The organism is Pseudomonas sp. DWRC2-2 (assembly GCF_049897885.1).
In the GTDB taxonomy this organism is placed as follows: domain Bacteria; phylum Pseudomonadota; class Gammaproteobacteria; order Pseudomonadales; family Pseudomonadaceae; genus Aquipseudomonas; species Aquipseudomonas azotoformans_A.
The window spans coordinates 190,884-214,641 of record NZ_JAFCXD010000003.1 but is presented as its reverse complement, the minus strand read 5'-3'; the positions used below and the strand labels follow the sequence as shown (position 1 = coordinate 214,641).

Below are 23,758 nucleotides of genomic sequence, written 5' to 3'. Positions count from 1 at the left end.
AGCCTTATGAAGATCAAATGTGGGAGGGGGCTTGCCCCCGATTGCAATCTGTCAGTCACTGCATCTGGAGGCTGACCCATTGCTATCGGGGGCAAGCCCCCTCCCACAATCCGTAGATGTCAATCAATCCGCGCAAACCGCTCAATCACCGGCTGCTCCCGATGCTCGGCCTGCCACAAGTCATAGGCGCTTTGCATCGACAGCCATAACTGCCCAGTGCTCACACCTGCCCGCTCAAGCCGCACCGCCAAGTCAGGACTGACAGGCGCACGCCCATGCAAAATCCTCGAAAACGTCTCACGGGCGAATCCCAGGCGCCGGGCCATTTCGGTGATGGTGATGTCCAGGGCAGGGATTACATCTTCAAGCAGGATTTCACCTGGGTGAGGGGGGTTGTGCAGGGTCATGTTGAAGTGTCCTACGGCGATGGGTATTCAGCCCAAAGGCTAGAAGGGGCCGTTCCGAGCAACAACCTTAAAATATTGTATGAATCTTCCTGCTGATCTCTTTTGTGGCGAGGGAGCTTGCTCCCGCTGGGACGCGAAGCGGCCCCAAAATGTGCGGCCGCTTCCTGCCTGTAAAAACGCAGTGTTCTTACTGGGGTTGCTGCGCAGCCCAGCGGGAGCAAGCTCCCTCGTCACAGGGGGTTGGGCTCTCGGATTTTTCCTGCAAGATTTTGGGCCATGCATGAACTTGTCGCGTGCCGTCAGCGCGCCTAGTCTTCGTCCTGTCATCGCAAAAAACGGTGACACGGACGTGCAAGTCCGACGAAACTGTTTAGACGTACAAACGCCCAGCCAACCAACGGGCGTTTTTTGTGCTCGCTGCTTTATGGCGGCTGCGCGCAGGAGGTCTTCGGACCTGCTGGGTGTCCTAAACAGGCCCGGTCTTGCACACCTGCGCACGGTCGCCACCCTCATTCGCGTGCAAGCGAAAGGTGGCGCTCCTTACTCACTGTTTAGGAGCTTCATCATGGTCAAACCTACCCCCAATCCGCCCCTCTTCACCGTAAACCCGCACGAAAACACCGAAACCCTGCTGGTCAACGCCAGCGAAACCCTGTCTTCCCTTAACGCACTCACCTGCAATCTCGCCTTCGACCTGGACACCTCCCAGCGCGCGATCATGCTCGGCATCCAGCAAATGGCGGAGCTGGGGCAGCTATTAGTGGATCGGGCCTTGGAACAGATTTCCCCTTCTGCAGTCGGTTAAAACTTGATCGTTCCCAAAAAGGGACCTATCGTTCCCTTTTTGGGACTCTTAGGCCGCTGCCATGCACACCTTGCCGCTCAGTACTGCACTCTTCACAGTCACCCAACAAAAAGTACTGGGCCTGCTGTTCGGCAAACCCGAGCAAAGCTTCTTCACCAATGAAATTGCGCGATGGGCTCAGGTGGGCAAGGGCAGCCTCACTCGTGAGCTTGAACGTCTGCAATTGGCAGGCATCTTGAGCATGACGCGCCAGGGCAACCAGACCCATTACCAAGCCAATCCCCAATGCCCGATCTACTCGGAACTGTTAGCCATCGTGCGCAAGACCCTGAGCCTGGATGAACCATTGCGCAGTGCACTGGCGCCCTTCGCCAAGCAGATAACCTGGGCGTTTATCTACGGCTCCATCGCCAAAGGCGAGGCGCACTCATCCAGTGACATAGATCTCATGTTGATCGGCGAAAGCCTCAACTACAGTGACGTCATGGAGCAGCTCATGCCGCTGGAAGAGCGACTGGGCCGCACCCTCAACCCGACGCTTTACACCCCTGAAGACTGGATCGGCAAATGGAATGCCGGGAACAGTTTTGTGCAGCGGGTCGTGCAGCAGGACAAGATCAACCTGATGGGGAGCAACCCCCTGGAATCCACGGATGGACAACAAGGTAAACCTGGAAAATCTGCAACGTAGCGGCGGCTTGAAGGCTGAGCCGCCGGATCGCAAGGAGTGTGATGGGCTGATGCGTTCAGCCAGGGATCGGTTGAGGGATGCTGGCAATCCCCAGTTATCATTCGCCAGTCGTTTCGACCTGGCTTACAACGCTGCTCATGCTATCGCCCTTACGGCCTTGCGCTTGCAAGGGTACCGCTCGGACAAACGCTATCTGGTCTTTCAATGCCTGGTTCATACCGCAGACGCCGGCAAGGTGCAGGTGAGGTTGTTGGCGTTGTGTCATGAACGTCGGAACCTGGCGGAATATGAAGGGTACATGGATGAAGATGAGGCGCTGCTGGGCCAGTTAATGGAAAGTGCTAAGACATTAATGAGCAATATGGAAGCACTGCTTGCTGGTCATAGGTGGGAATGAATCACCGGTCAACTGTAGGAATTGGCAAGCCAGCCCCTACAGGAGGCTGCATGTTTGTTGGTGCTCTGTTACCCCAACCGTAACGATCCGCCGCCGAGCTTGATTGATGGCCCTCTGAATCACTCCTAAGGTACAGCCCACGACAGCAAACCCGTGGAGCGACCATGACAACAACAATCACCCCCGACTCGCGCTGGACGCGGCGGCGCGACGAGAAGCAGCGGCGGCTCGGGCTGGTCAAAAAATACGCAGACGGGGCGGTGTTGCCCAGTGACAGGATCGTCGAGGCGCTTGAGGCCCTGATCCTGCCCGGCGATCGTGTGGTGTTGGAGGGCAATAACCAGAAGCAGGCGGATTTCCTCTCGCGCTCCCTCGCCAAAGCCGACCCGTCCAAGCTCCACGATTTGCACATGATCATGCCCAGTGTCGGCCGTTCCGAGCACTTGGACCTGTTTGAAAAAGGCATCGCGCGCAAGCTGGACTTCTCCTTCGCGGGCACCCAATCCCTGCGCATCAGCCAGTTGCTCGAAGACGGCCTGCTGGAAATCGGCGCGATCCACACCTATATCGAACTCTACGCGCGGCTGGTGGTGGACCTGATCCCCAACGTGGTGCTTTCCGCCGGCTTCATGGCCGACCGCGCCGGCAATATCTACACCGGCGCCAGCACCGAAGACACCCCGGCGCTGATCGAGCCCGCCGCGTTCAGCGATGGCATCGTGATCGTGCAGGTCAATCAGTTGGTGGATGACGTCACCGATTTGCCGCGCGTGGACATTCCGGCGAGCTGGGTGGATTTTGTGGTGGTGGCCGACAAGCCGTTCTACATCGAGCCGCTGTTCACCCGCGACCCGCGCCACATCAAGCCGGTGCATGTGCTGATGGCGATGATGGCGATCCGTGGCATCTACGAAAAACACAATGTGCAGTCGCTCAACCATGGCATCGGCTTCAACACCGCCGCCATTGAATTGATCCTGCCCACCTACGGCGAATCCCTTGGCCTCAAGGGCAAGATCTGCCGCAACTGGACCCTCAACCCGCACCCCACGCTGATCCCCGCGATTGAAAGCGGCTGGGTCGAAAGCGTGCATTGTTTTGGCACCGAACTGGGCATGGAGAACTACATCGCTGCACGGCCGGATGTGTTCTTCACCGGTCGCGACGGCTCGATGCGCTCCAACCGGATGTTCTGCCAACTCGCCGGCCAATACGCGGTGGACCTGTTTATCGGCGCCACCCTGCAAGTCGACGGCGACGGCCATTCCTCCACCGTGACCCGTGGCCGTCTCGCCGGGTTTGGCGGCGCGCCGAACATGGGTCACGACCCGCGCGGTCGCCGCCATGGCACGCCGGCGTGGCTGGATATGCGCCACGACGATGCCCCGGAAGCGCTGTTGGAGCGTGGCAAAAAACTCGTGGTGCAAATGGTCGAGACCTTCCAGGAAGGCGGTAAACCCACCTTTGTCGACACCCTCGACGCCGTGGAAGTCGCGCGCAAAAGCGGCATGCCCTTGGCGCCGATCATGATCTATGGCGATGACGTCACTCACCTGCTCACTGAAGAGGGCATCGCCTACCTGTACAAGGCGCGCTCCCTGGAAGAGCGCCAGGCAATGATCGCCGCCGTCGCAGGCGTCACCGTCATCGGTATGCGCCACAACCCCAAGGACACCGCGCGCATGCGCCGCGAAGGTTTGATCGCCTTGCCCGAAGACTTAGGGATTCGCCGTACCGACGCCACCCGCGAATTGTTGGCCGCCAAGAGCGTTGCCGACCTGGTGGACTGGTCCGGAGGCCTGTACAACCCGCCTGCCAAGTTCAGGAGCTGGTAAATGCGCGCACTCAAACTGCATGAACTGACCCTCGCCGAACGCCTGGCGGATATGGCCGTCGATGCGCTGATCGATGAAGCCGACCTGTCGCCCAAACCGGCCTTGGTAGACCGCCGCGGCAACGGCGCCCATAGCGATTTGCACCTGGGCCTGATGCACGCCTCGGCGTTGTCGCTGTGGCCGATGTTCAAGGAAATGGCCGAAGCCGCGATTGAGTTCGGTGAAGTCGGCTTGCCGCTGCGCGAAGCCCTTGGGCGTATTGGCCGCGAAGGTGAGCAAGCAATGCTCGTCACCACCCACGGCGTGAACACCCATCGTGGCGCCATCTGGGCCCTCGGCTTGCTCACCGCAGCGGCGGCGCTGGAGCCACGCGCCATCACCCTGAACGCCGCCAGATTAGCCCTGCTCAACGACCGCTACGCGCCGCAACCCATGAGTCACGGCGCCCAGGTCGCCCAGCGCTACGGCGCACGCGGCGCCCGTGAAGAAGCCCAGCTCGGCTTTCCCTCGGTGGTGCAACGTGGCTTGCCGCAACTGTATAAAAGCCGCCAGCACAATGCAGGCGAACAGAACGCCCGCCTGGACGCCTTGCTGGCGATCATGACCGAGCTGGCCGATACCTGCGTGCTTTACCGTGCCGGTCCCGAAGGCCTGCTAGCGATGCAGCAGGGTGCTCAAGCGGTACTCGATGCAGGTGGCAGCGCAACGCTGGCCGGGCGTCGCCAATTGCATGAGTTAGACCTTCAACTGCTGGCCCTGAATGCCTCCCCCGGCGGCGCCGCCGACCTGTTGGCCGCCTGCCTGTTTATCGATCGCCTCGACGGAGCGTTGTGATGGAAACCTTATCCTTTGAATTCCCCGCCGGGCAGCCGCCAAAAGGCCGTGCGCTGGTGGGCTGCGTTGGCTCGGGCGACCTGGAAGTGCTGCTGGAGCCGGGTACGCCGGGCACGCTGACCATCCAGGTGCAGACCTCGGTGAATGGCGCCGAACAACGCTGGCAGCATCTGTTCGAGCGCATCTTCCAGGAACAGACGCCGCCGGCCTTGAACATTGATATCCACGATTTCGGCGCCACCCCCGGCGTGGTGCGCTTGCGCCTGGAGCAGGGTTTCGAGGAGATCGGCCATGACTGACTTACTCGCCAAACACAGCTTCGTTGAATTGGGCGCGCGGCAGCGGGCCAAGGCGTTGCTGGACGCCGGGTCCTACCGTGAATTGATCGACCCGTTCCAGCGCGTCATGTCGCCGTGGCTCAGCCGCCAAGGTGTGGTGCCGCAGGCCGATGATGGGGTGGTGATCGCCAAGGGCAGCATTGATGGAAAACCTGTCGTCGTTGCCGCCATCGAAGGCAACTTCCAGGGCGGCAGCCTAGGTGAAGTCGGCGGTGCAAAAATTGCGGGCGCTCTGGAGCTGGCGGCCGAGGACAATCGCAAGGGCATTGCAACCCGCGCTGTCCTGTTGCTGGAAACCGGTGGCGTGCGCTTGCAGGAAGCCAATCTGGGCCTGGCGGCCATCGCGGATATCCACGCGGCGATTGTCGATCTGCGCCAATACCAGCCAGTGATCGGCGTGGTGGCGGGCAGCGTTGGTTGCTTTGGCGGCATGTCAATCGCGGCCGGGTTGTGCAGCTATCTCGTTGTCACCCGAGAAGCGCGCCTTGGCCTCAACGGCCCGCAAGTGATCGAACAAGAGGCTGGCCTGGAAGAGTACGACTCTCGCGACCGGCCCTTCATCTGGAGCCTCACGGGCGGTGAGCAACGCTTCAACAGCGGCTTGGCCGACTGTTATGTGGCGGACGATGTGGCCGAGATTCAACACACCGTCAGCGCATTGCTGGAGCAGGGCCTGCCCACCCAACAACGCAGCCTTCAGGCCGAGCATTACCTGGCGCGCCTGGCTGAACTGGACACCACACCGCAAATCGACCCGGCAACGGTACGTGCGCTGTATCAAGGAGAACGCTCATGAGAGGTTTGCAGTGGTTCAACGCATTGAGCGCCGGAGCGACAGCCGTTGAGGGTTTGCCACGCTCGTTGAAAGTCGCTGAGGGTGTGCTGGGTGAACAGCCCGTGCGCTACATCGCCGTGGTCACCGACGCGCAAAACCGCTTCCCCCGCGCACGCAATGGCGAAGTCGGCCTGCTGGAAGGCTGGGGTCTGGCAAAAGCCGTCGATGAAGCCATCGCCCGTGGCGACAAGCGCCCGATCATCGCCATCGTCGATGTACCGAGCCAAGCCTATGGCCGTCGCGAAGAAGCCCTCGGCATCCACCAGGCCCTGGCTGCCGCCGCCGACAGCTACGCCCGTGCTCGACTGGCCGGGCACCCGGTGATTGCGCTGCTGGTGGGCAAGGCGATGTCCGGTGCGTTTCTCGCCCATGGGTACCAGGCCAATCGCCTGATCGCCCTGCGCGATCCCGGTGTGATGGTGCACGCCATGGGCAAGGCCTCGGCCGCGCGCGTGACGCTGCGCAGTGTTGAAGAGTTGGAAGCCCTGGCCGCCAGCGTGCCGCCCATGGCCTACGACATCGACAGTTACGCCAGCCTGGGCTTGTTGTGGGAAACCTTGTCGGTCAGCCAGATTGAACAACCTACGGCGGAGGATGTGGCGCGGGTCAGCGATTGCCTGGTGAGTGCGATCAAGGATATTGGCAGCACCGACTTGAGCGGCCGCCTTGGTGCGACCAATCGCGCCGCTTCCAGCCACGTACGCCAACTGCTGCGGGAACAATGGTGAACGCCCACGACTTGCTCTGGGGCATGACCCCGGCGCATCTGCCTGCTGACGCTCCGGCATGGGCGGTGGAGGCAATTGGCACGGTGGTGGTGCGTCGCGCAATCGTCACGCCGGGCTGGGTCGCGGTGGGCGTGCGCGGGCGTTTGCGCAATCAGCGGTTTGCCGCCGAGATGCCGATTGCCGCGGTGCAGCGGCGAGTCACGCCGCAAGCGCTGCGTGAGGTTACCTCGACACGGGACTTACCGGCCTTGCAGGCACTGGAGCAACTGCGGCCGGTGCTGGCGCCCTTGAATTGGGGGGTTACGGGCAGCGCGGGGTTTGAGCTGGCAACGGGCATTGAAGCGTTGCATGCCCAGAGCGATCTGGACTTGATGCTGCGCACGCCCGAGCCGCTGGATCGCAACGATGCACGCGACTTGCTGGCAACCTTGGACAACGCCGCGTGCGCTGTGGATATGCAATTGCAAACACCTTTCGGCGCCGTCGCCCTGCGCGAATGGGCCGGTTCATCGCGGCGCGTGCTATTGAAAACCGCCCGCGGTGCGCACCTCGTCATTGATCCTTGGCAGGCCGTGGCATGAGCAGCCTTTTGGTGTTCCCAGGGCAAGGCGCCCAACGTCCGGGCATGCTCCAGGCGTTGCCGGCCGATGTATTGGAACACGCCAGCGATGCCTTGGGCGAAGACGTGCGCGCATTGGATTCGGCGCACGCCCTGGCGAGTACCCGCGCCGTGCAGCTGTGCCTGCTGATCGCCGGCGTGGCCCACGCGCGCCTGCTGCAACACACGCCGGATTACGTCGCAGGGTTGTCCATCGGTGCTTACCCGGCAGCGGTGATTGCCGGTGCGCTGGATTTCGCCGACGCTCTCAAGCTGGTCAGCCTGCGCGGCGAGCTGATGCAGAACGCTTATCCACAGGGCTACGGCATGACCGCAATCATCGGCCCGGCGTTATCCACCGTCGAAACCCTGCTGGCCGAAATCCACAGCCGCGAAACCCCGGTGTACCTGGCCAATATCAACGCCGACAACCAGACGGTGATTGCCGGCAGCGACCAGGCCATGAAGCTTGTCGCCAGTCGCATCAAAGGCAATGGCATCGCCAAGCGCCTGGCCGTCAGCGTGCCGTCCCATTGCGCATTGTTGGAGCAACCGGCCCAGGTCTTGGCGCATGCCTTCGTGCCACTCAAGGCACCGCGTATCACCTACTTGAGCAGCACCCGTGCGCGGCCGATCCACAACCCTGAACAACTGCGCGACGACCTGGCTTTCAACATGTGTCGCATCGTCGACTGGCGCGGCACTGTGCAAAGCGCCTACGAGCGCGGCGTGCGCCTGCAGATCGAACTGCCACCGGGCGCCGTGCTCACCGGCCTGTCACGCCGCGTATTCGAACAAGGCACGGTGATCGCCTGCGAAGGCGCGCGCCTGGACACCTTGCAGGCCCTGCTGCAAGAGGAGGAGCGCCGCCACCGATAAAGCAGCACCCAAGGCTTTCGAAGCACAACAACAACAATTTCGATCGAGCACTTTGAGGACAACAACAATGATTATCTACGGTGTGGCATTGCTGGCGATCTGCACGCTCGCGGGCGTGATCATGGGCGACATGCTTGGCGTGTTGCTGGGCGTCAAATCCAATGTGGGCGGGGTGGGGATCGCGATGATCCTGCTGATCTGCGCCCGCCTGTGGATGCAAAAGCGCGGCGGCATGACCAAGGACTGCGAAATGGGCGTCGGCTTCTGGGGCGCGATGTACATCCCCGTGGTGGTGGCGATGGCTGCGCAACAAAACGTGGTGACCGCTCTGCACGGTGGCCCTGTGGCGGTGCTCGCGGCGATTGGGTCAGTGGTGGTGTGTGGTTGCACCATCGCGCTGATCAGTCGTACCCACAAGGGCGAACCCTTGCCCGATGAAGAGCCGCTGATCGCGCCAGTGGGAGGTCGCTGATATGTGGGATCTCATTGAAAAAGGTTTGGAACACAACGGCCTGATTACCGCGTTTGCCTTCGTTGGCGTGGTCATGTGGATTTCGGTGGTGCTGTCCAAGCGCCTGACCTTCGGGCGTATTCATGGCTCGGCGATTGCCATTGTCATCGGCCTGGTATTGGCCTGGGTCGGCGGCACGATCACCGGTGGCCAGAAAGGCCTGGCGGACCTGGCGCTGTTCTCCGGCATCGGCCTGATGGGCGGCGCAATGCTGCGCGACTTCGCCATCGTCGCCACGGCGTTTGAAGTGCAGGCCACCGAGGCGCGCAAGGCCGGAATGATCGGTGTGATCGCGTTGCTGCTGGGCACGATCCTGCCGTTTATCGTCGGCGCGAGCATGGCCTGGGCCTTTGGTTATCGCGATGCGATCAGCATGACCACCATTGGCGCGGGCGCCGTCACCTACATCGTCGGCCCGGTGACCGGCGCGGCGATTGGCGCGACGTCGGATGTGATGGCGCTGTCGATTGCCACCGGGTTGATCAAGGCGATTCTGGTGATGGTCGGCACGCCGGTCGCGGCGCGTTGGATGGGGCTGGATAACCCGCGTTCGGCGATGGTGTTTGGTGGGTTGGCCGGCACGGTGAGCGGTGTGACAGCAGGGCTGGCGGCGACAGATCGGCGCTTGGTGCCCTATGGCGCGCTGACGGCGACGTTCCATACCGGGTTGGGTTGCTTGCTCGGGCCTTCGTTGCTGTACTTCATCGTGCGCGGATTGGTCGGTTAATTATCGCTGGCTTGCCTGCGATGGCGGTCTTAAGTTTGGCGATTGGCGTACATTCGGCACTCTGCCAGTAGCGCGAGCAAGTTCGGATCACGCTCTTTGGCCTTCAAGAAGACAACGCCAATATGCTGCTGCAACCGATACCGGGGTTGCAGCGGTATCAACTTCACGCGGTTCTCATACACTGCCGCAATCCTGCCCGGCAGCAGCGCATAACCCACGCCTGAACTGACCATGCTCAGCAACGTGAAGATGTCATTGACCTGCATCGCCACCTTCGGCTCGAACCCCGCCTGCTTGAACACGCGATTGCCATCCTGGTGCGTGGCGAAGCCTTGGGTGAGGGTAATGAAGGTCGCGTCGCGCACATCTGCCAGGTCGATCTGCTGATCGCGGTCGAACGGTGAATCCGCCGGGGTGGCGAGGAAGATATCGTCGGAGAACAGCGCGATCTGTTCGCAGTCCGGGTCGTTGGCGTGCTCGTCGAGGGAGATGAGGATCGCGTCCACTTCCATGTTCTTGAGCTTGTAGAGCAGGTCGAAGTTGGAGCCCAGGATCAGGTCGATGTTGAGTTCGCTACGCCTGATTTTCAGGCCCATGATCAGTTGCGGCACGGTCTTCACCGTCAGCGAATACAGCGAGCCGAGCTTGAAGCGCTCGGCCGAGAACCCAGCGGCTTCGCGGGTGAGGCGCACGCTGTCGACCACATCGGCCACCAGCTTCTGCGCGCGCTCTTCCAGGACGTAGGCGCTTTCCAGCGGCGTGAGGTTGCGCCCTTCGTGTTTGAACAGCGGGCAGCGCAGGGCATTTTCCAGGGAGTGAATGGCGCGGTGCACACTGACGTTGCTGGTTTGCAGCTCGGCGGCGGCGCGGGCCAGGTTGCCGGTGCGCATGAACGCCAGGAAGATTTCCAGTTTCTTGAGGGTGAATTCTTCGTCGATCAGCATGGCCGTGGGCTCTTGTTCGAATGCCGACAATTGTGCCCGCAAAATGGCCCGCCGTCCCCGGAACGTCACAAGCCGCTTGCACTCTGATGCGCAAGGCTGGACGCTTGCCAGCCAGTGGTTAACGGTTACAGGAGGTCAGTGACAGATGTATCACGGGGAACGGTTCAACGCCTGGAGCCATTTGCTTGGGGCGGTTGCGGCTTGTATCGGCGCGGTGTGGATGTTGGTGGTGGCGAGCCTGGACGGCAGCCCCTGGAAGATCGTCAGCGTGGCGATCTATGGCTTTACCCTGATGGTGTTGTACAGCGCGTCCACCGTGTACCACAGCGTGCGTGGGCGGCGTAAAGAGATCATGCAAAAGGTCGATCACTTTTCCATCTACCTGCTGATCGCCGGCAGCTACACGCCGTTCTGCCTGGTGACCTTGAGAGGGCCGTGGGGCTGGACGCTGTTTGGCATCGTGTGGGGGCTGGCGGTGATCGGCATTCTGCAGGAGATCAAGCCGCGCTCCGAGGCGCGCATCCTGTCGATCGTGATTTACGCGGTGATGGGCTGGATCGTGCTGGTGGCGGTCAAGCCGCTGCTTGCCGCATTGGGCACGGCGGGGTTTATCTGGCTGGCGTCGGGCGGCGTTTTATACACCGTCGGTATTATCTTTTTTGCCTTGGAGGATCGCCTGCGCCACTCCCATGGGATCTGGCATTTGTTTGTGATCGGCGGGAGCTTGCTGCACTTCGTGGCGATCATGCACTACGTCCTATAAACGCTCCAGAAGCTCACGGGCGCGCTGGCCAAAGATCTGCAGCAGATTGGCCAGCATGTGCGGCGGCGGTTCATCGGCGCGGGTGAGGGCGTACAGGGTAATCGGCAGCGGCGGGGTGAGCGGGCGGATGCACGTGGTGGCCGTCGAGGCACCCAGGGCCGTAAAGGGGTCGATGACGGTGAGGCCGGCGCCGGACTCCACCATGGCGCGGGCCAGGGAGTAGGTTTGCACGGCGATTGTCACCCGTGGCGGTGGGTCGACGTTTTCCAGGTAGCTGTCGAGTTTCGCGGCCAGCGGGTCGGCGCTGGACAGGCCAATCAGCGGCGTGCCTGCCAGATTCGCCAGGGGCAATGGCTGGCTCAGCTCGGCGTCGGACCAATAGCCTTTGGACGCCAGCGCCACCAGCACGCCGTTGGCCAGCACCTGCGTGGTCAACCCCGGATGGCCGGAGAAGTTGAGCGTCAGCGCCAGGTCGATCTCACGCATCAGCAGCTTCTGCACCAGCTCGCGGCTATGGTCGCTGGACAGTTCGCAGGCCATGTCCGGGTAGTCGCGCTTCCATTCCAGAATCGCCGGCGGCAGCAGTGACAAGGCCAGCGCCGGGATCGCACCGATGCGTACGCTCTGGCCTGGTGCACGGCGCAGACTCTTGGCCAGGCGTCGCACGCCTTGCAGGCTTTCGGTGACCTTCTCCACTTCGCTTTCCAGCGCCAGGGCTTCCGGGGTGGGCTGCAATTTGCCGCGCACGCGCAGGAACAGCGGGAAGCCCAGCTGCAATTCAGCGTGTTGCAGCACCTTGGTGACCGCCGGTTGCGACACATGCAACAACTGCGCGGCGGCGCTGACGGAGCCGGTCTGGCGGATGGCCTGGAAGATTTCGATATGACGCAAGCGCATGGCAAGTCCATAACCGTTGTTTATAGGTGAGTCATCTTTATTCATTGTCGGCAACGTGTCACCTGCCCCTAGGCTTGGGCGCTCTGGATTTAACGGCAGGCGGCGGAAAATGATGTGCGTTATTGGGGGTGGAGTGATTGGCCTGGCCAGTGCCTATGCGTTGGTGCGTGCAGGTCACGCGGTGACGGTGATCGACGCGCGCGAGGCCCTGGGCCGCGAGACCAGCTTTGCCAACGGTGGGCAGCTGTCCTATCGTTACGTTGCGCCACTGGCCGATGCGGGCGTACCGCTGCAAGCCATCGGCTGGTTGTTGCGCGGTGACTCGCCATTGAAGCTGCGCCCGCGCCTCGATCCCCAGCAGTGGCGTTGGATGGCGGCGTTTCTGGGCGCCTGCCGTGGCTCGGTAAACAAGCGCAATGCCGCGCATCTGCTGCGCCTGGCTTCGCTGAGCCAAGACACCTTGCAGCAATGGCGCGAGGATGATCGCCTGGAAGGCTTTGACTGGCGACGCAACGGCAAGCTGGTGACCTTTCGCAGTGGCGCTTCCTTTGAAAAGGCGCGCAGCAAGGTCACCGATATCCTGCAACAGCAAGTGCTCTCAGCTGCCGATTGCGCACGCCTCGAACCCGCGCTGGCGGACGGTGGTTTTGTCGGCGGGATCTACACGCCGAATGAAGAAGTCGCTGATTGTCATGCCTTCTGCCAGCAGCTGGCGGCGCGGCTGGAAGCGTCGGGACGTTGCCGGTTTTTGCTGGGCCGCAAGGTCACCGGTATTCGCCACGCCGCGGGCACAGTGCAGGCCATCGAGTTAGGGGATGAGGTGATGCCCGTTGAGCATCTGGTGCTGGCGGCCGGATATCGTAGCGCCGAGTTGGGTGTGCCGTTGCCGCTGTACCCGCTCAAGGGTTACAGCCTCAGCGTACCGATTGGTGCTCAACACCAGGCACCGAACGTGAGCATCACCGACTACGACCGCAAGATCGTCTACGCACGCATCGGTGAACAGCTGCGGGTCGCGGCCATGGTGGATATCGTCGGCTTCGACGCCAGCCTCGAGCCCAAACGCCTCGCATTGATGAAGCGCCAGGCACTGGAGACATTCCCGCTCGCCGGCGATTATGCCCACGCGGTGGAGTGGGCCGGTATGCGTCCGGCGACGCCGACCGGCGTACCGTTGATTGGCGCCAGTACCTGCCGCAACCTGTGGCTGAACCTTGGCCACGGCGCGCTGGGTTTTACATTGGCCTGTGGCAGCGGGCAGTTGCTGGCTGAACTGATTGGCCAGCGAGCGCCTTCCATCGATATGCAAGGCCTTGAGCCAGCGCTGATTTGATCGGGTTGCAGAAGAAGGCGTTAGAAATCGCCCCACAACTGCTGGGCGACTGCCAACGCCACCACGGGTGCCGTCTCGGTGCGTAACACACGTGGGCCGAGGCGGGCCGCGTGGTAGCCGGCGGCTTGGGCGGTGTCGACTTCATTGTCGGTCAGCCCACCTTCAGGGCCGATCAGAAAGGCCAGGCTGGAAGGCTTGGCGTGACTGATCATCGGCTCGGCCACCGGGTGCAGCACCAGCTTCAAATCCGCTTCGGTCTGTTTCAACCATTCCGCCAACAGCAGCGGTGGGTGAATCACCGGCACCGTGGAGCGCCCGCATTGCTCGCACGCGCTGATCGCCACTTGGCGCCAGTGCAGCAGGCGTTTGTCGGCGCGCTCGTCCTTGAGCCGCACTTCGCAGCGCTCGCTGAAAATTGGCGTGATGGCGTTGACGCCCAGTTCGGTGGCTTTCTGAATGGCCCAATCCATGCGCTCGCCCCGGGACAAGCCCTGGCCCAGGTGGATGTGCAGCGGCGATTCAGCTTGGCCGGCAAAGCTTTCGACGAGTTGCACGCTAACGCGTTTCTTGCCGACTTCCAGCAGGCTGCCCCGGAACTCCTGGCCGGAACCGTCGAACAATTGCACGGCGTCACCTTCGCCCATGCGCAGCACACGGCTGATGTAGTGCGCCTGGGCTTCCGGCAGTTCGTGATCGCCAAGGCTCGGCGGGGTGTCGGTGAAAAAACGGGACAGTCTCATTTCGGTTCTCTGAAAAAAGGGTGCGGGCCATCAGCCCGGATCACGGAAGCCTGGGTGGAAATCTTTCGGCACGGCAACGCTGACGCTGCTGTGGGTGGCGATGTCGATGCCTTCGCTGGCCACTTCGGCGAGGAAGTCGATCTGTTCCGGCGTAATCACATAGGGCGGCAAGAAGTACACCACGCTGCCCAGTGGCCGCAACAACGCGCCGCGTTCCAGGGCATGCTCGAACACCTTCAGGCCACGGCGCTCCTGCCAGGGGTAGGCGGTCTTGGTGGCTTTGTCCTGGACCATCTCGATGGCCAGCACCATGCCGGTCTGGCGCACTTCCGACACGTGTGGATGGTCCACCAGATGCGCGGTGGCGCTAGCCATGCGCTGGGCCAGGGCCTTGTTGTTCTCGATGACGTTGTCTTCTTCGAAGATATCCAGGGTGGCCAACGCTGCCGCACACGCCAGCGGGTTGCCGGTGTAGCTGTGGGAGTGCAGGAAGGCGCGCAGGGTCGGGTAGTCGTCGTAGAACGCGTCGTACACGTCATCGGTGGTGACCACGGCGGCCAACGGCAGGTAACCACCGGTGAGGGCCTTGGACAGGCACAGGAAGTCCGGGCGGATGCCTGCCTGCTCACAGGCAAACATGCTGCCGGTGCGACCGAAGCCTACGGCGATTTCGTCGTGGATCAAATGCACGCCGTAGCGATCGCAGGCTTCGCGCAGCAACTTGAGGTACACCGGGTGGTACATGCGCATGCCGCCGGCACCCTGGATCAGCGGTTCGATGATCACGGCGGCGACGGTGTCGTGGTGCTCGGCGAGGGTCTGTTCCATTACCTGGGCCATCGTGCGCGAGTGGTCTTCCCAGCTCACGCCTTCGGGGCGCAGGTAGCAATCGGGGCTTGGCACTTTGATCGTGTCGAGCAGCAGCGCCTTGTAGGTCTCGGTGAACAGCGGCACGTCGCCCACCGACATCGCAGCGATGGTTTCGCCGTGGTAGCTGTTGGTCAGGGTGACGAAGCGCTTCTTGTTCGGCAGGCCGCGGTTGAGCCAATAGTGGAAGCTCATCTTCAACGCGACTTCGATGCAGGACGAGCCGTTGTCGGCATAGAAGCAGCGGGTCAGGCCCTCGGGCGTCATCTGCACCAGGCGCTCGGACAGCTCGATCACCGGCTGGTGGCTGAAACCGGCGAGGATCACATGTTCCAGCTGGTCGACCTGGTCCTTGATGCGTTGGTTGATGCGCGGGTTGGCGTGGCCAAACACGTTGACCCACCAGGAACTAACGGCATCGAGGTAGCGCTTGCCTTCGAAGTCTTCCAGCCACACGCCTTCACCGCGCTTGATCGGGATCAGCGGCAGTTGCTGGTGGTCTTTCATCTGGGTACAGGGATGCCACAGCACCGCCAGGTCGCGTTGCATCCACTGGTTGTTCAAGCCCATCGGTAATCTCCTCGAAGCGGTCCTGCGGCGGGCGCAGGTAAAACAATCGCGCAAGCCTATGCAATGCATGGCTGTGTCACAAGCCATTACCTATGAATTGACGGTAAAGGCAGGACGGTCTGTCACGTTTCTTCTGGATAGTCCTTAATCCGATGTTAATTTACGCTTCATACCCTCAAGATCGTATTTCTCGATATTTCAAAGCGAAATTTTCCGCTTTAATTCGATAGGTAAATCGCTAGTCTTGGGCGCACTACTACGGGATTAAGTACATGCAGTTACGTAATTCACCGGCCCGCTATGGCTGGGTCAGCATGGTTTTGCACTGGGGCGTGGCCCTGGTGGTGTTTGGCTTGTTCGCCCTGGGCTTGTGGATGGTCGGTCTCGACTACTACAGCGCCTGGCGTAAAGACGCGCCGGACCTGCACAAGAGCATTGGCATCACGCTGTTCGCCATCATGCTGGTGCGTATTGTCTGGCGCCTGGTGAGCCCGCCGCCGCCACCGCTGGCCAGCTACAGCCGCATGACCCGTATCGGCGCTGCCTTCGGCCACGGGTTCCTGTATCTCGGGTTGTTTGCCGTGATGATCGCCGGTTACCTGATTTCCACCGCAGACGGTGTCGGTATCCCGGTGTTTGGCCTGTTTGAGATTCCTGCCGTGGTTTCCGGACTACCGGACCAGGCAGATAACGCCGGCCTGGTGCATCTGTACCTCGCTTGGGTGTTGGTGGTCTTCGCCGGCTTGCACGGCGTGGCTGCGTTGAAACACCACTTCATTGACCGTGATGTGACCCTGCTTCGTATGCTGGGCCGCAAAGCCTGATGTTCAACCTCGACTCACAAGGAATAGAACGCATGTTGAAAAAGACCCTCGCCGCTCTGGCAATCGGTACTGCCCTGCTGTCTGCAGGTCAGGTGATGGCTGCTGACTACAAGATCGACAAGGAAGGCCAGCACGCCTTCATCGACTGGAAAATCAGCCACCTGGGCTACAGCTTCATCCACGGTACTTTCAAGGACTGGGATGGCACCTTCAGCTGGGATGCCGCCAAGCCTGAGGCCAGCAAAATCGCGGTCGACGTGAAAACCGCCAGCCTGTGGTCCAACCACGCAGAACGTGACAAGCACATCGCCAGCAAAGACTTCCTGGACGTTGCCAAGTTCGCTGACGCCAAGTTCGTCTCTACCGCCGTTAAATCGACCGGCGAAAAAACCGCTGACGTGACCGGCGACCTGACCTTCCACGGCGTGACCAAGCCGGTGACCTTCAAGGCCACCTTCAACGGTGAGGGCAAAGACCCGTGGGGCGGCGAGCGTGCCGGCTTCAACGCCAAGACCACCGTCAACCTGAACGACTTCGGCATCAAAGGCCCAGGCCCGTCCTCGCAGACTGTGGACCTGGACATCTCGCTGGAAGGTGTTAAGCAGAAGTAATTTCTGCCTGCACAAAAAAATGCCCCGCATCGAAAGATGCGGGGCATTTTTTATTGGGCTACAAAACTCAGCGGTTGCGGGTCAGCAACGCTGGCTTTTCGCCACGAGGACGGCCTGGCAACTGATCCAACTGCTCGGGTGTCGGGAAGCGATCCGCTTTCGACTCCTTGTGGATGATCTTTGGTGCAGGGCCACCGCGTGGGTTCTGCACGGCCGGTTCGGACGAGCGAGGCTGGTCGTCACGGGCTGGGCGACGGTTGTTGCTGCGCGAGTCTTCGCGGCGCGCCTGGCCATCACGTGGAGCACCGTTGCGCGGGCCGTTGCGCTTGGCAGGTGGCGTACCCGTGGTGCCGCCGCTGCTGTTGCGGGGGCCATTCTGACGGCCGCCTTGTGGCTGGCCGCCACGTGGAGCGCCTGCGCCTGCACCCTGTGCCGGGGCACCTGGACGACGGCCACGGCCTTGGGCCGGTTTGGCCTGTGGCACGTAGTCGACGCGGTTACCGAAGTTATCCACGTCGTCGTCGAGGAATTCGTCCGGCGCACGGTCGGCAGCGGCGCGTGGCGGTTGGCTCGGCTGGCGCTGTTCGCGGGCCGGGGTACCTTCACGGGGTTTCTGCTCACGGGCTGGGCGTTCGCCACGGCCGCTGGTCGCAGATTTTTCCTTGCCTTTATCTTTGCCCTTGTCGCGACGACCACCGCCACCACCGCCGCCGTTCGGGCCATCACCCTTCGGACCGCGTGGGTTGCGCGGGTTGCGCACGTCCGGACGTTCGCGCGCTTCAGGCTTCTCGGCCTCCACGGTGCTGGCATCGAAGCCCATCAGGTCGCCGTCGGCGATTTTCTGCTTGGTCATGCGTTCGATGCTTTTCAGCAGTTTTTCTTCGTCCGGCGCCACCAGGGAGATGGCTTCACCCGAGCGACCGGCACGGCCAGTACGGCCGATACGGTGCACGTAATCTTCATCGACGTTCGGCAGCTCGAAGTTGACCACGTGTGGCAACTGGTCGATATCCAGGCCACGGGCGGCGATATCGGTGGCCACCAGGATGCGTACGGTGCCGGCCTTGAAGTCAGCCAGGGCCTTGGTGCGCGCGTTCTGGCTCTTGTTGCCATGAATGGCGACGGCGGTGAGGCCGTGCTTGTCCAGGTACTCGGCCAGGCGGTTGGCGCCATGCTTGGTGCGGGTGAAGACCAGCACCTGTTCCCACGCGCCGGCGGTGATCAGGTGGGCCAGCAGCGCACGCTTGTGGCTGGCAGGCAGGCGGAACACACGTTGCTCGATACGCTCGACCGTGGTGTTCGGCGGCGTGACTTCGATGCGCTCCGGGTTGTGCAGCAGCTTGCCAGCCAGGGCCGTGATGTCCTGGGAGAACGTGGCCGAGAACAGCAGGTTCTGGCGTTTGGCCGGCAGGCGGGCAAGGACCTTTTTCACGTCATGGACAAAGCCCATGTCGAGCATGCGGTCGGCTTCGTCCAGCACGAGGATTTCCACGTGGGACAAATCGACGCTGCCTTGGCCGCACAGGTCGAGCAAACGACCTGGGCACGCGACCAGCACGTCCACGCCGCGGGACATGGCCTGAACCTGTGGGTTCATGCCGACGCCGCCGAAGATGCAGGCGCTGACGAACTTCAAGTCGCGGGCATACAGCTTGAAGCTGTCGTGCACTTGGGCGGCGAGTTCGCGGGTGGGGGTCAGGACCAGTACGCGCGGTTGGCGCGGGCCGTGACGCTGGGATTTGTCCGGGTGACCATTGGGAAACAACCGCTCCAGAATCGGGAGGGCGAAGCCGCCGGTTTTACCAGTACCTGTCTGAGCCGCGACCATCAGGTCGCGACCTTGCAACACGGCGGGAATGGCCCGCTGTTGCACCGGAGTAGGCTCGGTATAGCCCGCTGCCTCGATGGCGCGGACTAAAGCCTCGGAGAGACCGAGGGAAGCAAAGGACATGAGTAATCCTGTTTTAGTTAGGGCTTGGCCCAAAGGGATAATCTTGCCGGGCGTGAATGACGCTTAGGGGAGCGCTATCCCGTCCGGTCCTGCTGCGTCTGGCGGGCACTCCACCGGCTCGCGCGGGCTGGAAGCTGCGCTGTAGCGGGGTTGGGTGCCTTTTTCAAGACCTCAGCGGCCGGGCGTGAGCCTGGCGGAAAGGCCGGAGTATAACAGAGCAATCACGGCGCGCTGCTTTCCTGCTGCTCAACGGTGCGTCCAGACCCCGTAATCGCTTGGATTCCACCATATTTGGCGCTCAAGGCGCTATAGGCCGGCTCTTGCTTGAAGCGTTTGAGCTCGGCGGCAAAGCGCTGTACCAATAGGTCCATGCCCGCGCCACGACGCACCGCAAGGAACTGCTGCTGGCGGCTGACCACCAACGGCGCCTGGCTGACCTTGCCTTCCAGGCCCAGCGTCTTGATCACATGCTGGCCTACGCGGCGGTCGGTGATCACCAGATCGATGCGCCCGAGCATCAATTTGCCGAAGTTGGCTTCATGGCTGGGGGCGGGCTCACGGTTGAACAGGGTGGAATCGCTGAATGCCGCGCCGTACAGATACCCCGGCGACGTACCGACAGTCAGGCCGCGCACCTCTTCGAGGCTTTGAACGGGATGGGGGCGCTCATTGGCGTAGAACAGCACGAACTCCACCTCTGACAGCGGTTCGCTGGGGTACAGCAGCAAGGCGTCGCGCTCATGGCTGTGGAAAATATCCAGCGCCCCGTCGGCATGGCCCTGGTCGAGCATGGCCAGGCAGCGCTTCCAGGGCAGGAACTGCCATTGCACATCCACACCCAGGCGTTGGAACACGATCACCGTGGTTTCGTAGTCCAGCCCCTGCATGGTGCCCTGTTCTTCATATACATAGGGCGCCCAGGGCTCGGTGACAATGCGCAGTTTCTCGCCGTAAGCGGCCAGGCTCAGGCAAGTAAAAAGGGCAGCGGTCACAAGCTTCAGAATGATGGGCATGCCCTGAGGTTACGACGCTCCTGCCTTAAAGAGAAGCTCTGGCGCACGCATCTGCGGGCGATGCTATTTGGCCTCTGAGCTCATCAGGTGTTCATGGATGGCTGCGCGCCGCTCGCCGAGAATCAGGCGTACCAAGGGGTTGGCGAACCAGTGTTCCAATTGGTGCGCATCCACCGGGCATTTCTGGCGTTCTTCCTGGTTCTGCCGGGCTTTGTCCCACCAAACCGGGCCACAGGCCTGGTCGAATTCGTTTTCGTGTTCGTAGCAGCCGTAGAGAATCTCTCGGATGAACTGCTGCTTGCGCTTGGGCAATGCCAGGGTGATCAGCTTGTACATCTGGCGCTGCAGGCGCGGTGGGCGCGGCAGGTGGGCGGAGACTTTGCGTGTGTCGGCCAACGCCTCGGCGCTGATGGGGGCGGCGGCGTGCTTGGTGATCCACGCCTTGACCTTGGCGCGGAACAGCTGCTTGCGGCTCCAATAGTGGTGGATCAGGTCGGGACACTGGCGGACGTTGACTTGACGGTACGCGGCCACCGACAAGCAGAACTCTTCCAGGGTGTACGCGCCATGGGCCATCGGAAACAATTCGTCCATCAACTCGATCGAGTGATCCAGCAGGTGTGCGTCTTGCCGGGCCAGGCCCATGACGCCGGAGTTGAGTAGCCACATATCGTCGTCGGCCACGCCCTTGTCGGCCAGGTAGTTGGCCAGGGCTTCATACAGCACGCTTTCGCAGTTATCACCGTATTTTGCGTGGAACGCGTTGCACAACAAGGTGCCGGGCGCGACGCGCTCGAACAGCGCCATGGGCGATTCGTGGAAAAACGTGTCCGTGTCGATCAGCAGCGCGCGTTCCGAGGTTTCGAGGACTTGGCGCAACAGCACATGTTTGGTGCGGAAATGGTAGCCGTGGGGCTCGCTCCAGCGTTGGCGCGTGGCGTCGTCCAGTGTGTGGACCTGCACCGGCAACCCCGCGTAGGGCGTTGGGTTATCGCTGAACACCTGGATGTCCAACGGCATGTTCTGAGTACCGCCCAGATGCGCGAGTGCGCTGGCGATGCTGAATACCGCTTCCTGATGGTAGGTCTCGGCGCCAAATACCAGGTAAACCAGCTGTGGGCGAGGAGTCGGGGACGCTGTATTCATTTACTGCTGGCTTCCATTCCGGGAGTGTGTGAACAAAAAAAGCCCCCGTATAAACGAGGGCCTGGTTATTGCTGGAACGACCTCAGCGCGGCAGCTTGAGGTTGTTCCAGATGGCAAGGCTCGGCTCAGCCTGGTTAAGGGTATAGAAATGCAGGCCTGGCGCACCACCTTGCAACAAATCTTCACACATTGTGGTGATGACCTGTTCGCCGAACGCCTGGATGCTCTTGACGTCGTCACCATAGGCTTCCAATTGCTTGCGCACCCAGCGTGGGATCTCGGCACCGCAGGCGTCGGAGAAGCGCGCCAGCTTGCTGTAGTTGGTGATTGGCATGATGCCCGGCACGATGGGGATATTCACACCCATGGCCCGTACACGCTCGACGAAGTAGAAGTAGCTGTCGGCGTTGAAGAAGTACTGGGTGATCGCGCTGTCGGCGCCGGCGTTGGCCTTGCGCACGAAGTTCTGCAGATCGTCTTCGAAACTGTGTGCCTGGGGGTGCATCTCCGGATAAGCCGCCACTTCGATGTGGAAGTGATCGCCGGTTTCTTCACGGATGAAGCTCACCAGGTCGTTTGCGTGGCGCAGCTCACCGCTGGCCATGCCCATGCCGGACGGCAGGTCGCCACGCAGGGCGACGATGCGCTTGATGCCGGCGGCCTTGTATTGGGTCAGCAGGCTGCGCAGGTCGGCTTTGCTGTCGCCCACGCACGACAAGTGCGGAGCGGCGGGAACTTTGACTTGGCTTTCCAGCTGCAACACGGTGTTGATCGTGCGGTCACGGGTCGAGCCGCCGGCGCCGTAGGTGCAGGAAAAGAAGTCGGGGTTGTAGCTGGCCAGCTGCGTAGCAGTCGCCATCAGTTTTTCATGCCCAGCATCGGTCTTCGTCGGGAAGAACTCGAAGCTGTAGCGACGGTCTTGGGACATGGTCGTATCCTTGGAAACTCAAAAAACCGGAAAGTGTTCACCGTCGATGTGGGAGCGGGCTTGCTCGCGAAAGGGGCGTGTCAGTCGACATAATTATCAACTGATACTCCGCCTTCGCGAGCAAGCCCGCTCCCACACAAGCCCGCTCCGACAAGGAGAGAGCGGGTTACTTAGTAGCGGTAAGCGTGCGGCTTGAACGGACCTTCGACGGTCACGCCGATGTAGTCGGCCTGGGTCTTGGTCAGTTGAGTCACTACGCCGCCAAAGCCGCGGACCATTTCCAGGGCCACTTCTTCGTCGAGTTTCTTCGGCAATACTTCCACGGTCAGGCGCTCGGCTTTCTGGGCAGGCGACAGGTCGGCGTATTTCTGGTCGAACAGGAAGATCTGCGCCAGTACCTGGTTGGCGAACGAGCCATCCATGATGCGGCTTGGGTGGCCAGTGGCGTTGCCCAGGTTAACCAGGCGGCCTTCAGCCAGCAGGATCAGGTAGTCGTCGTTCTGCGGGTCGAAATCGCCTGCACCGGTACGGTGAACCTTGTGTACCTGTGGCTTCACTTCTTCCCATGCCCAGTTCTTGCGCATGAAAGCGGTGTCGATTTCGTTGTCGAAGTGGCCGATGTTGCAGACAACAGCGCGCTTCTTCAGGGCCTTGAGCATGTTCGCGTCGCAAACATTCACGTTGCCGGTGGTGGTCACGATCAGGTCGATCTTGCCCAGCAGGGCCTTGTCGATGCTGCCTTCGGTGCCGTCGTTCTGGCCGTTGATGAACGGCGAAACCACTTCGAAACCGTCCATGCAGGCTTGCATGGCGCAGATCGGGTCAACTTCGGAGACTTTTACGATCATGCCTTCCTGACGCAGGGACTGGGACGAACCCTTGCCCACGTCACCGTAGCCGATCACCAGGGCTTGCTTGCCCGACAGCAGGTGGTCGGTGCCGCGCTTGATGGCATCGTTCAGGCTGTGACGGCAGCCGTACTTGTTGTCGTTCTTGCTCTTGGTCACCGAGTCGTTGACGTTGATGGCCGGGATTTTCAGCTCGCCCTTGGCCAGCATGTCCAGCAGGCGGTGCACGCCGGTGGTGGTTTCTTCGGTCACACCGTGGACGCGGTCCAGGATCTGCGGGTACTTCTTGTGCAGCAGCTCGGTCAGGTCGCCGCCGTCGTCGAGGATCATGTTGGCATCCCAAGGCGTGCCATCCTTGAGGATGGTTTGCTCCAGGCACCACTCGTACTCTTCTTCGGTCTCGCCTTTCCAGGCGAATACCGCGATACCGGCAGCGGCGATAGCGGCAGCGGCCTGGTCTTGGGTCGAGAAGATGTTGCAGGACGACCAACGCACTTCGGCACCCAGGGCAACCAGGGTTTCGATCAGCACGGCAGTCTGGATGGTCATGTGGATGCAGCCGAGGATCTTCGCGCCTTTGAGCGGCTGCTCAGCGGCGTACTTGCGGCGCAGGCCCATCAGGGCAGGCATTTCGGATTCGGCGATAAAGGTTTCGCGACGGCCCCAGGCAGCGAGGGACATGTCGGCGACTTTGTAGTCGTTGAAATCTGCAGGCGTGTTGACAGCGCTCATGAAGAG

The 23,758-nt window shown here is 61.7% G+C and carries 26 protein-coding genes; 16 read left to right on the top strand and 10 right to left on the bottom strand.

Annotated elements, in window-relative coordinates:
- Positions 1 to 119 precede the first annotated feature (119 nt).
- Positions 120 to 407, bottom strand: coding sequence for a HigA family addiction module antitoxin (locus tag ACP7EW_RS16260; protein ID WP_269134238.1), 288 nt, complete (start codon positions 405 to 407; stop codon positions 120 to 122).
- 565 nt (positions 408 to 972) lie between these two features.
- Between ACP7EW_RS16260 and ACP7EW_RS16255 the strand changes: the two genes are divergently transcribed.
- The 12 genes from ACP7EW_RS16255 (at position 973) to madM (ending at position 9,585) form a co-directional block, all read left to right on the top strand.
- On the top strand, positions 973 to 1,212 hold the full coding sequence (locus ACP7EW_RS16255) for a DUF6124 family protein (protein ID WP_426218340.1): 240 nt from the start codon (positions 973 to 975) through the stop codon (positions 1,210 to 1,212).
- Positions 1,213 to 1,273: 61 nt separating this feature from the next.
- Entirely contained in the window at positions 1,274 to 1,903 is a 630-nt protein-coding gene (locus ACP7EW_RS16250; RefSeq protein WP_133075453.1) for a nucleotidyltransferase domain-containing protein, read from the top strand.
- Positions 1,866 to 2,300, top strand: a complete 435-nt coding sequence (locus ACP7EW_RS16245) for a hypothetical protein (RefSeq protein WP_045792402.1) — start codon at positions 1,866 to 1,868, stop codon at positions 2,298 to 2,300. Before ACP7EW_RS16250 ends, ACP7EW_RS16245 begins: the two co-directional genes overlap by 38 nt.
- A gap of 164 nt (positions 2,301 to 2,464) precedes the next feature.
- Positions 2,465 to 4,135: a malonate decarboxylase subunit alpha gene (mdcA, locus tag ACP7EW_RS16240; RefSeq protein WP_426218337.1), complete on the top strand. Its 1,671-nt coding sequence runs from the start codon at positions 2,465 to 2,467 to the stop codon at positions 4,133 to 4,135.
- Positions 4,136 to 4,969, top strand: coding sequence for a triphosphoribosyl-dephospho-CoA synthase (locus ACP7EW_RS16235; protein ID WP_426218335.1), 834 nt, complete (start codon positions 4,136 to 4,138; stop codon positions 4,967 to 4,969).
- A complete protein-coding gene (locus tag ACP7EW_RS16230) occupies positions 4,969 to 5,268 on the top strand; it encodes a malonate decarboxylase subunit delta (RefSeq protein ID WP_015886328.1) in 300 nt (99 codons plus the stop codon). The genes ACP7EW_RS16235 and ACP7EW_RS16230 overlap by 1 nt, the downstream gene beginning before the upstream one ends.
- Positions 5,261 to 6,103 (top strand): biotin-independent malonate decarboxylase subunit beta, encoded by an 843-nt coding sequence (locus ACP7EW_RS16225; protein WP_426218333.1) that lies wholly within the window; start codon positions 5,261 to 5,263, stop codon positions 6,101 to 6,103. Before ACP7EW_RS16230 ends, ACP7EW_RS16225 begins: the two co-directional genes overlap by 8 nt.
- A complete protein-coding gene (gene mdcE / locus ACP7EW_RS16220) occupies positions 6,100 to 6,870 on the top strand; it encodes a biotin-independent malonate decarboxylase subunit gamma (protein ID WP_426218331.1) in 771 nt (256 codons plus the stop codon). The genes ACP7EW_RS16225 and mdcE overlap by 4 nt, the downstream gene beginning before the upstream one ends.
- Complete coding sequence (locus ACP7EW_RS16215) at positions 6,864 to 7,451, top strand: malonate decarboxylase holo-ACP synthase (RefSeq protein ID WP_426218329.1); 588 nt, start codon at positions 6,864 to 6,866, stop codon at positions 7,449 to 7,451. Before mdcE ends, ACP7EW_RS16215 begins: the two co-directional genes overlap by 7 nt.
- On the top strand, positions 7,448 to 8,347 hold the full coding sequence (gene mdcH, locus ACP7EW_RS16210) for a malonate decarboxylase subunit epsilon (protein WP_426218327.1): 900 nt from the start codon (positions 7,448 to 7,450) through the stop codon (positions 8,345 to 8,347). The genes ACP7EW_RS16215 and mdcH overlap by 4 nt, the downstream gene beginning before the upstream one ends.
- Before the next feature lie 67 nt (positions 8,348 to 8,414).
- Entirely contained in the window at positions 8,415 to 8,819 is a 405-nt protein-coding gene (madL, locus tag ACP7EW_RS16205; RefSeq protein WP_015886323.1) for a malonate transporter subunit MadL, read from the top strand.
- A 1-nt stretch (position 8,820) separates the two neighbouring features.
- Positions 8,821 to 9,585, top strand: coding sequence for a malonate transporter subunit MadM (gene madM / locus ACP7EW_RS16200; RefSeq protein ID WP_010207194.1), 765 nt, complete (start codon positions 8,821 to 8,823; stop codon positions 9,583 to 9,585).
- A gap of 29 nt (positions 9,586 to 9,614) precedes the next feature.
- Here madM and ACP7EW_RS16195 read toward each other — a convergent pair whose 3' ends face one another.
- Positions 9,615 to 10,529 carry a LysR family transcriptional regulator gene (locus ACP7EW_RS16195; protein ID WP_061434473.1) on the bottom strand — a complete coding sequence of 305 codons (915 nt, stop codon included), beginning with the start codon at positions 10,527 to 10,529 and terminating at the stop codon, positions 9,615 to 9,617.
- A 145-nt stretch (positions 10,530 to 10,674) separates the two neighbouring features.
- On the opposite strand from ACP7EW_RS16195, the gene trhA reads away from it, so the two are divergent.
- Positions 10,675 to 11,292 (top strand): PAQR family membrane homeostasis protein TrhA, encoded by a 618-nt coding sequence (trhA, locus tag ACP7EW_RS16190; RefSeq protein ID WP_010207192.1) that lies wholly within the window; start codon positions 10,675 to 10,677, stop codon positions 11,290 to 11,292.
- Here trhA and ACP7EW_RS16185 read toward each other — a convergent pair.
- Entirely contained in the window at positions 11,287 to 12,189 is a 903-nt protein-coding gene (locus tag ACP7EW_RS16185) for a LysR family transcriptional regulator (RefSeq protein ID WP_038849427.1), read from the bottom strand. The genes trhA and ACP7EW_RS16185 overlap by 6 nt on opposite strands.
- A 109-nt stretch (positions 12,190 to 12,298) precedes the next feature.
- On the opposite strand from ACP7EW_RS16185, the gene ACP7EW_RS16180 reads away from it, so the two are divergent.
- Complete coding sequence (locus tag ACP7EW_RS16180; RefSeq protein ID WP_426218324.1) at positions 12,299 to 13,522, top strand: D-amino acid dehydrogenase; 1,224 nt, start codon at positions 12,299 to 12,301, stop codon at positions 13,520 to 13,522.
- 20 nt (positions 13,523 to 13,542) lie between these two features.
- Here ACP7EW_RS16180 and ACP7EW_RS16175 read toward each other — a convergent pair whose 3' ends face one another.
- Together ACP7EW_RS16175 and ACP7EW_RS16170 are read right to left on the bottom strand one after the other, a co-directional pair.
- On the bottom strand, positions 13,543 to 14,262 hold the full coding sequence (locus tag ACP7EW_RS16175) for a 16S rRNA (uracil(1498)-N(3))-methyltransferase (protein ID WP_426218323.1): 720 nt from the start codon (positions 14,260 to 14,262) through the stop codon (positions 13,543 to 13,545).
- A gap of 30 nt (positions 14,263 to 14,292) precedes the next feature.
- Positions 14,293 to 15,699 (bottom strand): adenosylmethionine--8-amino-7-oxononanoate transaminase, encoded by a 1,407-nt coding sequence (locus ACP7EW_RS16170; RefSeq protein WP_033897095.1) that lies wholly within the window; start codon positions 15,697 to 15,699, stop codon positions 14,293 to 14,295.
- Positions 15,700 to 15,971: 272 nt separating this feature from the next.
- On the opposite strand from ACP7EW_RS16170, the gene ACP7EW_RS16165 reads away from it, so the two are divergent.
- The gene (locus ACP7EW_RS16165; protein ID WP_033897097.1) at positions 15,972 to 16,523 is read left to right on the top strand and encodes a cytochrome b; all 552 of its coding nucleotides are present in this window, start codon (positions 15,972 to 15,974) and stop codon (positions 16,521 to 16,523) included.
- A gap of 32 nt (positions 16,524 to 16,555) precedes the next feature.
- A complete protein-coding gene (locus tag ACP7EW_RS16160) occupies positions 16,556 to 17,134 on the top strand; it encodes a YceI family protein (protein WP_016976077.1) in 579 nt (192 codons plus the stop codon).
- A gap of 67 nt (positions 17,135 to 17,201) precedes the next feature.
- Here ACP7EW_RS16160 and ACP7EW_RS16155 read toward each other — a convergent pair whose 3' ends face one another.
- The 5 genes from ACP7EW_RS16155 to ahcY all read right to left on the bottom strand — a co-directional run bounded on the left by ACP7EW_RS16155 (position 17,202) and on the right by ahcY (position 23,752).
- Complete coding sequence (locus ACP7EW_RS16155) at positions 17,202 to 19,085, bottom strand: DEAD/DEAH box helicase (protein WP_033897100.1); 1,884 nt, start codon at positions 19,083 to 19,085, stop codon at positions 17,202 to 17,204.
- A gap of 221 nt (positions 19,086 to 19,306) precedes the next feature.
- The gene (locus ACP7EW_RS16150; protein WP_426218320.1) at positions 19,307 to 20,098 is read right to left on the bottom strand and encodes a substrate-binding periplasmic protein; all 792 of its coding nucleotides are present in this window, start codon (positions 20,096 to 20,098) and stop codon (positions 19,307 to 19,309) included.
- 63 nt (positions 20,099 to 20,161) lie between these two features.
- Complete coding sequence (locus tag ACP7EW_RS16145; protein ID WP_426218319.1) at positions 20,162 to 21,244, bottom strand: hypothetical protein; 1,083 nt, start codon at positions 21,242 to 21,244, stop codon at positions 20,162 to 20,164.
- An 82-nt stretch (positions 21,245 to 21,326) separates the two neighbouring features.
- Entirely contained in the window at positions 21,327 to 22,172 is an 846-nt protein-coding gene (metF, locus tag ACP7EW_RS16140; RefSeq protein WP_426218317.1) for a methylenetetrahydrofolate reductase [NAD(P)H], read from the bottom strand.
- 170 nt (positions 22,173 to 22,342) lie between these two features.
- Positions 22,343 to 23,752: an adenosylhomocysteinase gene (gene ahcY / locus ACP7EW_RS16135; protein ID WP_426218315.1), complete on the bottom strand. Its 1,410-nt coding sequence runs from the start codon at positions 23,750 to 23,752 to the stop codon at positions 22,343 to 22,345.
- Positions 23,753 to 23,758 lie beyond the last annotated feature (6 nt).

Excerpts from the sequence above, each read along its gene's own strand:
- ACP7EW_RS16255 (WP_426218340.1), top strand. The coding sequence starts at position 973 with ATGGTCAAACCTACCCCCAATCCGCCCCTCTTCACCGTAAACCCGCAC.
- ACP7EW_RS16195 (WP_061434473.1), bottom strand. The coding sequence starts at position 10,529 with ATGCTGATCGACGAAGAATTCACCCTCAAGAAACTGGAAATCTTCCTG.
- ACP7EW_RS16160 (WP_016976077.1), top strand. The coding sequence starts at position 16,556 with ATGTTGAAAAAGACCCTCGCCGCTCTGGCAATCGGTACTGCCCTGCTG.
- madL (WP_015886323.1), top strand. The coding sequence starts at position 8,415 with ATGATTATCTACGGTGTGGCATTGCTGGCGATCTGCACGCTCGCGGGC.
- ACP7EW_RS16225 (WP_426218333.1), top strand. The coding sequence starts at position 5,261 with ATGACTGACTTACTCGCCAAACACAGCTTCGTTGAATTGGGCGCGCGG.
- mdcA (WP_426218337.1), top strand. The coding sequence starts at position 2,465 with ATGACAACAACAATCACCCCCGACTCGCGCTGGACGCGGCGGCGCGAC.
- ahcY (WP_426218315.1), bottom strand. The coding sequence starts at position 23,752 with ATGAGCGCTGTCAACACGCCTGCAGATTTCAACGACTACAAAGTCGCC.
- ACP7EW_RS16215 (WP_426218329.1), top strand. The coding sequence starts at position 6,864 with ATGGTGAACGCCCACGACTTGCTCTGGGGCATGACCCCGGCGCATCTG.
- ACP7EW_RS16245 (WP_045792402.1), top strand. The coding sequence starts at position 1,866 with ATGGACAACAAGGTAAACCTGGAAAATCTGCAACGTAGCGGCGGCTTG.
- ACP7EW_RS16145 (WP_426218319.1), bottom strand. The coding sequence starts at position 21,244 with ATGAATACAGCGTCCCCGACTCCTCGCCCACAGCTGGTTTACCTGGTA.
- ACP7EW_RS16175 (WP_426218323.1), bottom strand. The coding sequence starts at position 14,262 with ATGAGACTGTCCCGTTTTTTCACCGACACCCCGCCGAGCCTTGGCGAT.
- ACP7EW_RS16230 (WP_015886328.1), top strand. The coding sequence starts at position 4,969 with ATGGAAACCTTATCCTTTGAATTCCCCGCCGGGCAGCCGCCAAAAGGC.
- trhA (WP_010207192.1), top strand. The coding sequence starts at position 10,675 with ATGTATCACGGGGAACGGTTCAACGCCTGGAGCCATTTGCTTGGGGCG.
- ACP7EW_RS16150 (WP_426218320.1), bottom strand. The coding sequence starts at position 20,098 with ATGCCCATCATTCTGAAGCTTGTGACCGCTGCCCTTTTTACTTGCCTG.
- ACP7EW_RS16155 (WP_033897100.1), bottom strand. The coding sequence starts at position 19,085 with ATGTCCTTTGCTTCCCTCGGTCTCTCCGAGGCTTTAGTCCGCGCCATC.
- ACP7EW_RS16165 (WP_033897097.1), top strand. The coding sequence starts at position 15,972 with ATGCAGTTACGTAATTCACCGGCCCGCTATGGCTGGGTCAGCATGGTT.
- ACP7EW_RS16250 (WP_133075453.1), top strand. The coding sequence starts at position 1,274 with ATGCACACCTTGCCGCTCAGTACTGCACTCTTCACAGTCACCCAACAA.
- ACP7EW_RS16235 (WP_426218335.1), top strand. The coding sequence starts at position 4,136 with ATGCGCGCACTCAAACTGCATGAACTGACCCTCGCCGAACGCCTGGCG.
- ACP7EW_RS16170 (WP_033897095.1), bottom strand. The coding sequence starts at position 15,699 with ATGGGCTTGAACAACCAGTGGATGCAACGCGACCTGGCGGTGCTGTGG.
- ACP7EW_RS16180 (WP_426218324.1), top strand. The coding sequence starts at position 12,299 with ATGATGTGCGTTATTGGGGGTGGAGTGATTGGCCTGGCCAGTGCCTAT.
- metF (WP_426218317.1), bottom strand. The coding sequence starts at position 22,172 with ATGTCCCAAGACCGTCGCTACAGCTTCGAGTTCTTCCCGACGAAGACC.
- ACP7EW_RS16185 (WP_038849427.1), bottom strand. The coding sequence starts at position 12,189 with ATGCGCTTGCGTCATATCGAAATCTTCCAGGCCATCCGCCAGACCGGC.
- mdcE (WP_426218331.1), top strand. The coding sequence starts at position 6,100 with ATGAGAGGTTTGCAGTGGTTCAACGCATTGAGCGCCGGAGCGACAGCC.
- mdcH (WP_426218327.1), top strand. The coding sequence starts at position 7,448 with ATGAGCAGCCTTTTGGTGTTCCCAGGGCAAGGCGCCCAACGTCCGGGC.
- madM (WP_010207194.1), top strand. The coding sequence starts at position 8,821 with ATGTGGGATCTCATTGAAAAAGGTTTGGAACACAACGGCCTGATTACC.
- ACP7EW_RS16260 (WP_269134238.1), bottom strand. The coding sequence starts at position 407 with ATGACCCTGCACAACCCCCCTCACCCAGGTGAAATCCTGCTTGAAGAT.